This window comes from Candidatus Chlorohelix allophototropha (assembly GCF_030389965.1).
In the GTDB taxonomy this organism is placed as follows: domain Bacteria; phylum Chloroflexota; class Chloroflexia; order Chloroheliales; family Chloroheliaceae; genus Chlorohelix; species Chlorohelix allophototropha.
Map to the genome: position 1 here is coordinate 1,585,097 of NZ_CP128399.1, position 11,680 is coordinate 1,596,776.

Sequence of the window (11,680 nt, forward strand, 5' to 3'; positions counted from 1 at the left end):
CTTGCGCGAGTTGAAGGGCGTTTCCCCTTTGTTTCGCAAATGGCGCTAATCCTGTAGGTTTACTATTTGGCAGGTACATTGGCAGGAATTTTTTTCAAATTACAGGTGTTCTTTATTTACTTTCAATTTTATTGTATCCCTAAAATAGCTTCCAAAACCAGTATTTTTACTGCCAATTACTGTACTTCTGGTAGCTCTCCCACGAAATAAAGTAGCTGCTAATCTTCAAAAGTTCTTATCTGAGCTTAATCCTCTAAAATAAAGCATAGGTTACAATGTGTCATGAAAAGTTGGGTTAGTTATATATATCCCCTAATAAGGCTAATATTATGGATCTCACTCTTTTGATAATTGTGGTTCTAGCAGTGGCAGCAGTATTTATCGTAGGGCGTATCCTGTTGCCGGTAGATAGTGAGTCGGTGACAACCGATCAAGCGCATAAAATATTTCAGAGTGCGTCTGCACTTGTGACCAACATTATCGTAACCGGGCATCACTACGGGACAACCGCATTGCTGCTTGAGGTGGAAGTATTTCCGCAAAAACAGCAGCCGTTCAAAGCGGAACTGCACGAAGAATTTTCAGCGCCGCAAGCCGCCAAACTTGTTCCGGGCGTAATGATAGAGGTAAAATACGATCCTGCTAACCATTCTAAAGTTCTATTTGTCAAATTTGTCCATTCCAATAACATATACTCCACGCTATAAAACGCCCGCCTGAAAATATGGTAAAATTCTCCCGATAACAGACTAAATTATGCTTTATATACCGGAGGATAAACTATGTCGCAGGATAGCACAAAAGAAAGCCCCATTAGCGAAGATTTGTTGGCAATTCTGGTGTGCCCTCGTAGCAAGAAAAAAGTGGTATTGAGCGAAGATAAAACCAAACTCGTTTGCACCGATAAGTGCGATGACCCGAAATGCCCACGTGAATATCGCATTGAGAACGGTATCCCCGTTATGTTGATCGAGGACTAGTGCATTTCGTCTTTTTGTACCCGCAACTGAAAAACTTAACCGGCGCGCAGCGGCTAATCCTTGAATTGGCAGGGGCAATTGCTGCTACGCCCGGAGACCGCCATCGTGTGACTCTTCTGACCCATACCGTCAGCCCGGCATGTCGTGCTGCCATACCCGCGGGGGTGGGTCTGTGCGAAGGCGGCTTTAACCTCAACCGCACTCCTAACCATTATCTTAATTCGCTGTTGGAATATTTTTCCACGCCTTTTTTGTTGAAACAACTATCGCAGCTTGAACGAGAAAGCGGCGAAAAGATAAGTGCGTTGTGCTTTTTCGGACCGCCAAGTTTACCGGGATTGTGGTGGGGTAAGCATTTGCGCCGCCTAAAAACACCCCTTTTCTATTTTTGTTACGAACCACCCCGCGCTGCCTATACCGATATTAGCGAAGTCAGTCGGGCGTGGGCAGGGCGAGTTAATGGGCTGGTGAAACCGCTCTTTCGGCTGTATCGCCCGGTAGATCGCTATCTGACTCGGCAAGCTTCGGCGGTGTTAGTGAATGGGCGCTACGGGCAGAGCTTGATTCGCGAAACTTACGGCTTACCTTCAATAGTTATCACACACGGGGCAGAGCTACCCCAACCACCAGACCCTATAACAGCCGCTAACCAGATTCGCGCCCGTTTCGGGCTGGCAGGCAAGCGCATTATCCTAACCGTCAACCACCTTCACCCACGCAAACGAGTCAACTTGCAATTGGAGGCGTTGTCACTGTTGCTGCCAAAATATCCTGATGTAGGTTTATTGGTTGTTGGTTCGGGACCGGAAGCGCAAAATCTCAGAGATTTGGCAGCACAGCTTGGTATCGGTGATAGCGTGGTATTTGCCGGATTTGTGTCGGATGAAGAACTTGCCGCCTGTTATGCCGTTGCCTCTGTTTATTTACACTCCGGGCGCGCCGAGAGTTTTGGGTTGTCGGTGCTGGAAGCTAGCGCGGCGGGTTTACCGATAGTGGCAGCGGACGAAGGTGGTCCTCGCGATATTATTGTGGAAGGGCAAACCGGATTTCTAGTACAGGCAAACCCGGCAGCGTTCGCAGCAAAGCTGGAATGGCTGTTAACCCATCCTACCGAGGCGCATGAAATCGGGCGGAAAGGGGCGGTACGAGTGGTGCAGCATTTCACATGGCAACAGGGCGCACAGGATTTCCTCTCTGCTTTATCATCGCTTTCGCCGGAGAAATAAAAACCCCCTACCGAAATTTGCGGCAGGGGGCAAAGACTATCTATAAGAACTATACTTCCGGCTTAAGCAAGCCGTAACCGCCCTCCTTCCGGCGGTAAACCACATTTATCTGCTTGGATTCTGAATCCATATACATGTAGAAATCGTGACCAACATACTCGAGTTCTTCTATCGCCTCCTCGGCTACCATTGGAATGATCGGGAAGGTTTTAACCTTGACCGGAGAGATAAATTCTACTGACGCGCTTGGTTCTTCGGCAGGCTCCAGCGGTGTGGCAACATCACTCAATTTGGTTCTACCACGCCGGGCGACTTGTCGCTCTTTGTAGCGCACCATCTGTCGTTGCATCTTGTCATGCACCTTGTCAAGGGCGGTAGCCAAGTCGCTATCTTGTTCTTCCGCTCGTAGAATTGTGCCGTTTACCCGTAAGGTCAATTCTACGCCCAGCCGTTCAGCCAATTTGTGAGAGTGTTGTGCGGTTAGTTCGACCGTGGCATCGTGTACTGCTTCAAGGTAATGATTAAGTTTGCCCAGCTTAGTTTCGATAAGCTCTCTGCGCTCATCACTGACCTTTACATTTTTACCCCGGATAGTTAGTTCCATAGTCTTCCTCCGTCTAGATAGCTGCTGGAAAATACTCCGTTGTTTATAATTTTGTCAAAACGGAGTTCCCCTTACCCTAATTATACCATTGTCAGCAAGAAGAAAGGTAATGTCATATACAATGTTTTACTAAAATCTTGTTAAAATTTCAGCTTGTTAGGCGAGTTGCCAGCGAGTAGCGCTGTTTACGAAATCCTTTTCTAACCAGCCGAACGCCACTCGCGGGATAAGCTTTAAATATAGGTTAGCCGGGTCGTAAGTGGGTTTGAAGCCGTTGTATTTTTGCCCGTAAGCTTCGGCGAAACGCTCGAACAGTGCCGGGTCGGTGAATTCTTCCACTCTGCCCTCAAAAATTACCACCTCGTCTCCGCTCTCCAAATGTACCACCACTTCCGGGTTTTGCAGCAGGTTGCGCCCTTTCCGAGAAGAGCGCCCGGTGGCAAAATAAAACGCGTCCTCCAACCACAAGCCCCATACCGGCATGGCGTGCGGTTTTCCATCCGGGCGGGTGCTGCCAATCCAGTAGTTATGCGAAAGGGTCATTTTTTCAATGACCCACTCCCATTCCAACAGCTTGACCTCATTCGCTTGATCCAACCCGTAATCAGGCGCGAAACTGGGTCGTCCTGCTATCGGACGGATTATTACTTCTTGCTCATCAGCCATCTATACACCTCATACTACTTATATTTTGTGTAAGGTAATCAACGCGCTGTTCAAGGCGCGTTCTAATTTGGGGACAAGACCACGCCGCATCAACGCTTTGCCGCTCAGCAAGTGTGGTTCGCCTTCCATCAAATCCCCCTCTAATTGGTAAAGCGCCTCCGTTTCCAGTCCGTAAAGACGCAAGCGGTTCAGGAACTTCCAGAAGTGATAGCGTTGCCCGAATGCCAGTATCACTCCTTCGCCTTCGCGTTGGTACTGATAAGCCAGCACCTCCTCTTCGCCTAGCGGGGTAAGGCGGTAGAAATTGCCTTGCTGGATTATTGGGCGTAACTGTTTATATTGTGCTACCAGTGCAGCGGCTTCTGCTAAATCCTGTTCACTCATGCTGTTGAGATCGGTGCCGATTCCCAGCGCGCCCATAAAAGAGGAGTGAAAGCGGTAGCGTATGGGGTAATTCCCCCGATTCCAGTCGGTGGAAGTAACCCAGCAATACATGGTTTTGGGGGGATACACCAGCGAATAACCCTGTTGGATGAGCAAGCGGTCGAGCGGGTCGGTGTTATCGCTCGTCCAAACGTGGTCGAAGTGCGCCAACATCCCCATATCGGCGCGACCCCCACCGCCCGAACAGGCTTCAAACAGCACTTGAGGATGTTTCGCCCGCAATTGTGCCACGATACGGTAGAGCGCATGTACATGGCGCACCGGAATTTCGCTTTGCGCTCCTTCAACCCAGCCCATTTCACTGATCGCGCGATTGTAGTCCCACTTGACATAACGTATATTATGTTCGGAAAGTAGCGCATCTAGCCAACCCAACATCCATAGCTGCACATCTTCGCGGCACAGGTTTAGCATTAGCTGATTGCGCCCGGTGATTGGTTCACGGTTGGGATAGTGATATGCCCATTCCGGGTGCGCTCGGTACAAATCGCTGTCCGGGTTTACCATCTCTGGCTCAACCCACAATCCGAAATCCATCCCAAGCTCGTTTACCTTTGCGATCAGGGGCTTCAAGCCGTTGGGGAATTTAACCGGATTGGGCTGCCAGTCGCCAAGTGCGGCGTGATCGCTATGTCGTTCCCCAAACCAACCGTCATCCACCACAAACACTTCTGCGCCTAGTTTTGCCGCTTTCTCCGCCAGCGAAATTTGGGCTGCCTCGTTTACCTCGAAGAACACCGCCTCCCAACTGTTGTACAGTACCGGGCGTAACTCATGGGCGAATTGCGGCGGTAATAGCTGTTCGCTAACGTAACGGTGCAGGTTGCGGCTCATTTTCCCAAAACCGGCATCGCTATAGCCTAACACCAGCCACGGAGTCTCGAAACTTTCGCTTGCGCCCAACTGCCAAGAAAACTCGAAATCGTTTATACCACCCGCTACTCGCGTTCTTTTTCCGGCAGCGCGTTCTTGCTCTATCACGATTTTCCAGTTTCCGCTCCATTGCAACGCCCCGAAATACACTTCGCCTATGTTCTCCCCCGCGCCTTGCCCGGCGCTATCTACCAAATCTAGCGCGAAAAAGGGGTTGGCAGCATGTCCCGAATAGTTCAGGCGACCTTCCAGCACTTTGCGCCCCGGCGTGATGGCGCATCTTTCCAGCAGCGTTTCGCAAGCCCATGCTCCCGCCAGATGAGTGAGGCGATACTCGCCCCGGTCGAGCGCAAGCGGCAGGCTCGCGCTCAACACTTGTTCCAATGTGAAAGGCGCTTGTCCGGCGTTATAGACCGTGACACGCCGCGCCAGCATGTCGCATTCCGGTATAACCCGGTATTCCAACGTCAGTTCTAGCGTATAGTAAATATCCGCCAACTTGACGCTAAGGCTTTCCCCCTCAATCCGATGCGAAAGGTATTTCAGGCGTATATCGCGAGTGCCATCTGCGAAGGTAACGCGCAATGCCGGTTCATATTCGGCAATACTGTTACGGCATAAATACTCGCTCATATTCTGGTGTAGGGTAGCGTTAAAGCTGGAATGCTGGCGGTCAGGTGGGGCAAGCGGGTAATCCTCAATACGTGGCAATTTTGCACCCCAATAGAGGTGTAGCGGCTGCTCGTTTGGGCTAATTTGAAACAGGTACGCGGTAGTGGCGGTGGTCAGGCAAAACAAGCGGGTTTCTTCAAAATATTGTATAGGCATGGCTCATTCCTCTCCAAAATATTTCTGGTGCTGTATTATAGCGCATGTATTTTTAGAGAGGAAAGATCGAAAATGAAAAAGAGCGGCTCGAAAGCCACTCTCTTAGCGTTTTTCTTCAGACTAGCAAAAGCGAATGATAATCAGCGTAAGAACTACTCGGCTGCTTTATCTTTCTCAAGGCTGCTAACGACAATCTCTTCGAGGTCGTCAGTTACTCTGTCGGTGAAAGACCGGATAGTGTTGAAGAAATCAACCGTGGTCTGCTTGGCAAGCACGCGGGTTTTCTTAGGGAAAAGGGCGAGCGGCGCAGTAATCAGGTTGTATTCCAATCTTACTAGATTGATCACGGTTTTGCCGACATTGAGGTTAGCCAAGTTCACGGTAGGAAGGCTTGGAAGGGTGATACCAAAGAGACTGAGGGAACGACCACCATCTACATCGAGGTCTTCCAAAGCATCAATTTCGGCATCTTTTACTTTTACTTTAATGTCATCCGCCATAGCATTGTCTCCTTCTAGATAAAAATTTGTTGGTTGGAGCAGAAGCGCCTCTATGACGCACTGCGTCATAACTTCATTATAGGGCTACCTGTTCCGGCTGTCAAGATGATTAATCTGCTTTATTTGAAAATTGATATATAAATTTTTTTAAGAGCCAAATCATAAAGAGTGTAGAGTTGTCTTTTGTCGGTGTGACCTGTTTAACATACGCTTGGGTTGTTTAGCGTTATGATTTAGCAAGTGTGCTTGTATTCTCGTAACGTTGTGTCACCTATTCTCAACTTAGGAGTATTGATTTATGGGCAATAATATCGGCATAATTATCGCGCTTTCCGTTGCGCTACCGATTGCTATTATCTTGATTGTATTTATCCCTATTTTACGCCGTAGCATGCGTAGTCGGCAGCTTTTAAATACTGGCATGTCTGCTAACGGTACGATTGTTAAAGTTTGGCAAACCGGGCTATATGTGAATGAGCAACCCGAAATCGGAATGACTATTCAGGTTATGCCGCCAGATCGTCCCCCTTTTCAGGCGGAAGCACGCAAGATTGTGCCGATGATTCAGTTAGCGCAGGTGCAACCGGGGCAAATGGTCGAAGTAAAATATGACCCGAACGATACCAGCAAGGTCGCTTTGAGCGCGATTTTAAGCGGTGGTATGCCGGGTGGTATGGGCGGTATGCAAATGGCTGGTATGCAGATGAACGCACAGATGGCTGCTCTTAGTCAGATTCCACCTGAACTTCAGCAGATTGTGATGCAGCAGAATACCCTCAGCGCTATGCTGTTTCAGAGCGGGCAGCCCGCTACCGCTCGTATTTTGGGCGTGCGCGATTACGGTGCGCCTTTGCCGGACGGCACCTCTCCCAAGATTTTTTCGTTGGAAGTGCAACCGTTTGGACAGCCTCCTTTCCAATCCGAGTCCTTTGCGCTCGTTTCTTACGCTTCACAGGCGAAATATAGCAGCGGTGCAATTATTCAAGTCAAGTTTGACCCCTCTAACTATAGCCGAGTCGCCATCGTTCCCTCCTGAAATGCTTTATAATAGGGGCTAATCTGGAGTAAGTTTGAGAATCGGGCTTTCGCTTAAGATTAAGTGCGGAAGCCCTGAAAACTTTTCCCGCTTTCGTGTTTATTACCCCTCGAATTCAGGAGGACAGAGCTTGGCTGTCATTGCACCTCAGGCATCCGGAGCGCCTGCACCCGTAAAACCAGCCCGGACTGTAAAAAAGCGAAATCGAACACTGCGTCGCCAGATTTTATGGTTTCTGGGAGCTTGTGCGGCGCTGGCAGTTATCGCTTTTCTGGCAGTAATCAGCGCGACCACCGCCCGTATCTCTACTTTCAACGAAATAGCCTCAATTGCAGTGCCTAGTATCAATGCCACCAACGATGCAACTCAGTTGCTTGCGGGTGAAGTTGAGAATACGGGCGAATATATTCTGGCGGATCAAGGCAAAGCTACTAGTTCCGCTCCCGGTGCGTCGGCTCCGGCTACTAACAAACAGTCCATTCTTGCCAAAATCGAAGAGCAACGCGCCGCTTTTGATCTTGCCTTACAGCGCGGCTACAGCGCTCTGAGCAATTACAGCGGTTCGATTAAGCCCGATGCTTCTAAAGCATTGCTCTATATCAGCACTCGCTATGGGCGCTTACAGGATGCATTGGCGCAGGCGCGCGCCCTAACCGATAAAGGCGACCTTACCACTGCCATTCAAGCTTTTCTGAACGGGCAAAATGATAACTACGAGCCGCTTTTTGCCAGTCTCTACTTCCTGCGTAGTGTTCACCAATCGCGCCTTGAAGAAGCCGAAAGCAGCGCGGTCTATTCTGCCGAGTTGCAGCAATATTTGGCGGTGGCGGCTACCATCATTTTTGGAGTCGGGCTGGTAGTAACTAACCTGTGGGTTACCTTCCGGGTGAAGCGTGTATTTGTGCCGCTGCTCAATCTGGCGCTGCTAATCGTGTTGATCTATTCGATTTTCCTATGGTCGGTGCTGTCCAATAGTCGCCGCGACCTGACGCAAGTGGTAGCTACCTATAACCGCACTGCCCTGCTCAGCGATTCCTTGACTTATATTACCGACGCTTCATCAGATCAGGTGCAATGGGTCATCAGCGGCAAGCAATTAGCGGGACAAACCGGGCTTGGTACGGGTGCACGAGACGAGATTTACAATCAAGATTTGAAAACACGGCTAGAGTTGCTGCTATCCTTGCGCGCAAAAGACGGTACGTTATCGGTTGACCCTACGCAATTGGTAGATTGCCCCGCTTCTGCCACTTCACGTGCCAATTATAATTTCGAGGGAAATATTGCTCAGTTGTGCCGCGAATTGCCTGCTTCATATAGCTCCAACAACCTGAACCAGTTTATCAAGGCGTACCGCGATTGGCTGACCATGCAGAGTCGCTTTAGCCCCTTAGTCACCTCTGGCAAAATTGATGAGGCGCTCACGCTTCGTTCTGGCGATGGGGCGAAAGCCTATACCCTCATGGCTGATAGTCTGAACAAGGAACGCAACCTCAATATTCAAGATTACCGCAATCGTAGTCAGCAAGGCACGGACGGTTTGAGTTTCGCCACTCAACTTGCCTGGATTATCTATCCGGCGGCGTTGGCATTAGTGGCGGGTGGTTTGCTGGTTTGGCGCAGGGAATTTTAAGGGAGCGGAGGAATTTATGGCAATGAAAAATCTGAAAAAACTTTCTCTGCTGTTTTTGCTATTACTGGTATTGCCGGGTTGCGGTGCGGCGGTTGGTAACGATATAACCCCCTCGAAGCGAGTTGAGGCTGTGGTTGCGCCTGACGTTGCGGTAAATTACGCGCCTGTCCAGCAAAACAGCGGGACTATTCGCATTTATTCCAGCTTACCTCTTACGGGCAGCAGTAAAGACCAGAGCCTGACTCTGACTAATGCTATGCAAATGGCGTTGGAAGATGTTGGGGGACCTGATAAAACTATTAACGGGTTTAAGATTGACTTTGTAAGCCTCGATGATGCTACCGCGCAACGCGGGCAATGGGACGAAACCACCGAGAAAGCCAATGCTACACAAGCCGCCAATGACCCAGATGCGATGGTATATCTTGGACCTTACAATAGTGGCGCGGCGCAGGTGTCAATTCCGATTCTTAACCGCGCCGGGTTGCCGATTATTAGCCCTTCCAATACCTACCCCGGTTTGACGTTGGCAGTTGACGGTATCACCAAAGCAGGCGAGCCTGATAGCTTTTATCCCACCAAAACCCGCAACTATTTTCGAGTGGTAGCGCGGGACGATTGGCAGGGACCTGCAATTGTGCTGTTCGCCAGCGAAGTGCTAAAGGTAAAACGATTGTATCTGGTCAGCGAACCAGACCTCTTTGTTTACGGCAAGGGGCTAACCGATTCGGTAGAACGAGAAGCTCCCAAACATGGTATCTCTATCGTGGGACGCTCTACCGTTCAGGAACGTGCTGCGGATTATCGCGACCTCGCCCGCAAGATTCGCGATACCAACCCCGATATGGTTTTCTTTGGTGGAACTGCCCAGAACCAACCCGGTCGGTTACTGGCAGATGTGCGTGCTGCCGGAGTGACTGTCCCCTTTATGGGTGGCGATGGTCTCAATAACCCCGCTTTCCTGAAAAGCGCCGGTGTTGCCGGTGAGGTGGAAACCTATAGCTCTATCAGCGGCGTGCCGGAAAACCTATTACCCGCCAAAGGTCAGGATTTTCTTAAACGCTATCGCGCTCGTTTCGGTGCCCCCACCAACTACACCTTGCACGGCTACGAGGTGATGTCGGTGGCGTTGAATGCTATCAAGAAAGCAGGGAAAAAAGATCGGAAGGCGATTCTGGACGCTATTGCCACTACTAAAAACTTTGATGGGGTGTTGGGGCGTTGGAGTTTTGATGCAAACGGCGATACCGACTTAACCGATTTCGCCATCTATCAGATTAAGGACGGGCTTTTCGTTTACCAACGGCAGATCAAGCCGGGCAAATAGACAAGGGGCTTTTAAGTTCCTTGCCTGAAATAAATAGGTTCAAAGTAAAGTAATTTGTAAAAATTTCTCAGGAGGATTGTCCCAATCCTGCCAAACGAGGGGTGTAGATTTCGTGCAACACCAGCGCCGCTGCGCCCACTGCTCCGGCAAATTCGCCAGCCATCGAGAGTTCAACCGTTACCGGCTTTACATTGCGGGTGATTAACCGTTCGTTCAAGGCTTTGTCGACTTCGCTTTGGTAGATGTGGCGTAAAGGGTGCAACTTATTGCCGCCCAAAATCACCAGCCGAATATCCAGCAAGTTTACCAGACTGACGATGCCAGCCGCCAGAATACGCGCCGATTCTTTTACTACTGAGAGCGCCAGTGCATCGCCTTCCAGCGCCGCTTTACTCACTGCCTCAAAATCAATTTTACCCCTGCCTTTGCTCAACAAACTGGGCTTGTTTTCCTCCAGCAGCGCTTTAACTTTTGTGACCATTGCTACGGGGGAGCAATAAGTTTCTAGACAACCCCGATTGCCGCAAAAGCATGGCGGACCCTCAAAGTTTATAGTAATATGCCCGAACTCCCCGGCGTTGGTAGTATCGCCCCGGTAAATCTGATCCTGTAGAAAAATACCCGCGCCGATGCCCGCGCCCATAAAAATGTAGGCGTAATTTGTGGCGTTTTGTGCACCGCCCACCCAATGTTCGCCAATGGCGGCGGCGGTAGCATCGTTATCTACCAGTACACGCAAACCTGTGCGATCTTCTAGCGCTTTTTTCAGGTTTAGTTCTTTCCAATTTTGCCCGAATAAATCCAGCGGTTCATACACAATACCCCGTTCGTGATCCATTGGACCGGGCCAGCCCACTCCTACTCCCAATATTTTATGCTCAGGTATCTGAGAATTTTCGATCATTTCGCCGATGCAGCGTGCTACCATATCAATAATCGCACCGGTTTCATGCGCGGGAACAGTTAGCGGCTGTGAAGAACTCGCCACCACGCTGCCATCCAGCGCCAGCAACGCCAGCGAAATCCCGTCACGATCCATCAATACGCCCACGGCATAGCGCGTTTCAGGATTGATGCGTAACTTAACACGAGGTTTGCGTCCAGAAGGGTCAACGCCCGCTTCAACTACCAACCCTTCTTCCAGAAGGCGGCGCACGATATTAGAAACGGTCTGCGCAGTTAGTCCGGTATCCTCCGCGATTTTAACCCGGCTGATTCCATCACCAATCCGAATCGCTTCTAACACTACCCCTTGATTGTAGTCGCGAATGCGCGGTAGATTTGTACCTCCCGGCATGCTGCCTCCGATTAATCTAATGCGTTTACTATTTACACTTCGTGTTGTACAGGTTATAATCAGTTATTAATTAACCAATCTTGAGAGCAATTTGCCGTATTAATTTTACTTATTTGGTGGGAAAGTTTCTGTCTTATCAAGGATAGAATCTTTTTACAAAATATGCAATAGGTTTCCAATTTAATAAATCAAATTGATTTATAGAAAAAACCTATTGACAAATAAATCAAAATGATTTATGATTTTTCTAGTTAACTATAATTAAG

General features: G+C 49.5%; 11 protein-coding genes. 6 read left to right on the plus strand and 5 right to left on the minus strand.

Annotated elements, in window-relative coordinates; all coding sequences use genetic code 11:
* Window positions 1-329: 329 nt before the first annotated feature.
* The 3 genes from OZ401_RS06690 to OZ401_RS06700 all read left to right on the plus strand — a co-directional run bounded on the left by OZ401_RS06690 (window position 330) and on the right by OZ401_RS06700 (window position 2,206).
* The gene (locus OZ401_RS06690; protein ID WP_341467450.1) at window positions 330-707 is read left to right on the plus strand and encodes a hypothetical protein; all 378 of its coding nucleotides are present in this window, start codon (window positions 330-332) and stop codon (window positions 705-707) included.
* 75 nt (window positions 708-782) lie between these two features.
* Window positions 783-980 (plus strand): Trm112 family protein, encoded by a 198-nt coding sequence (locus OZ401_RS06695; RefSeq protein ID WP_341467451.1) that lies wholly within the window; start codon window positions 783-785, stop codon window positions 978-980.
* Window positions 980-2,206, plus strand: coding sequence for a glycosyltransferase family 4 protein (locus OZ401_RS06700; RefSeq protein ID WP_341467452.1), 1,227 nt, complete (start codon window positions 980-982; stop codon window positions 2,204-2,206). The genes OZ401_RS06695 and OZ401_RS06700 overlap by 1 nt, the downstream gene beginning before the upstream one ends.
* Before the next feature lie 49 nt (window positions 2,207-2,255).
* Here OZ401_RS06700 and hpf read toward each other — a convergent pair whose 3' ends face one another.
* The 4 genes from hpf to OZ401_RS06720 form a co-directional block, all read right to left on the minus strand.
* Window positions 2,256-2,810 (minus strand): ribosome hibernation-promoting factor, HPF/YfiA family, encoded by a 555-nt coding sequence (gene hpf / locus OZ401_RS06705; protein WP_341467453.1) that lies wholly within the window; start codon window positions 2,808-2,810, stop codon window positions 2,256-2,258.
* Between the two features lie 156 nt (window positions 2,811-2,966).
* Window positions 2,967-3,476: a pyridoxamine 5'-phosphate oxidase family protein gene (locus tag OZ401_RS06710; RefSeq protein WP_341467454.1), complete on the minus strand. Its 510-nt coding sequence runs from the start codon at window positions 3,474-3,476 to the stop codon at window positions 2,967-2,969.
* Window positions 3,477-3,494: 18 nt separating this feature from the next.
* Complete coding sequence (locus tag OZ401_RS06715; protein WP_341467455.1) at window positions 3,495-5,621, minus strand: alpha-galactosidase; 2,127 nt, start codon at window positions 5,619-5,621, stop codon at window positions 3,495-3,497.
* Between the two features lie 152 nt (window positions 5,622-5,773).
* A complete protein-coding gene (locus tag OZ401_RS06720) occupies window positions 5,774-6,121 on the minus strand; it encodes a hypothetical protein (RefSeq protein ID WP_341467456.1) in 348 nt (115 codons plus the stop codon).
* Window positions 6,122-6,419: 298 nt separating this feature from the next.
* Between OZ401_RS06720 and OZ401_RS06725 the strand changes: the two genes are divergently transcribed.
* From OZ401_RS06725 to OZ401_RS06735, 3 genes are all read left to right on the plus strand, one after another.
* Window positions 6,420-7,157 carry a hypothetical protein gene (locus tag OZ401_RS06725; RefSeq protein ID WP_341467457.1) on the plus strand — a complete coding sequence of 246 codons (738 nt, stop codon included), beginning with the start codon at window positions 6,420-6,422 and terminating at the stop codon, window positions 7,155-7,157.
* Window positions 7,158-7,287: 130 nt separating this feature from the next.
* On the plus strand, window positions 7,288-8,790 hold the full coding sequence (locus OZ401_RS06730) for a hypothetical protein (RefSeq protein WP_341467458.1): 1,503 nt from the start codon (window positions 7,288-7,290) through the stop codon (window positions 8,788-8,790).
* Window positions 8,791-8,806: 16 nt separating this feature from the next.
* Window positions 8,807-10,117, plus strand: coding sequence for a branched-chain amino acid ABC transporter substrate-binding protein (locus tag OZ401_RS06735; protein ID WP_341467459.1), 1,311 nt, complete (start codon window positions 8,807-8,809; stop codon window positions 10,115-10,117).
* A 67-nt stretch (window positions 10,118-10,184) separates the two neighbouring features.
* Here the strand turns inward: OZ401_RS06735 and OZ401_RS06740 are convergent, their stop codons facing one another.
* Window positions 10,185-11,414, minus strand: coding sequence for an ROK family transcriptional regulator (locus OZ401_RS06740; protein WP_341467460.1), 1,230 nt, complete (start codon window positions 11,412-11,414; stop codon window positions 10,185-10,187).
* Between the last annotated feature and the right edge of the window lie 266 nt (window positions 11,415-11,680).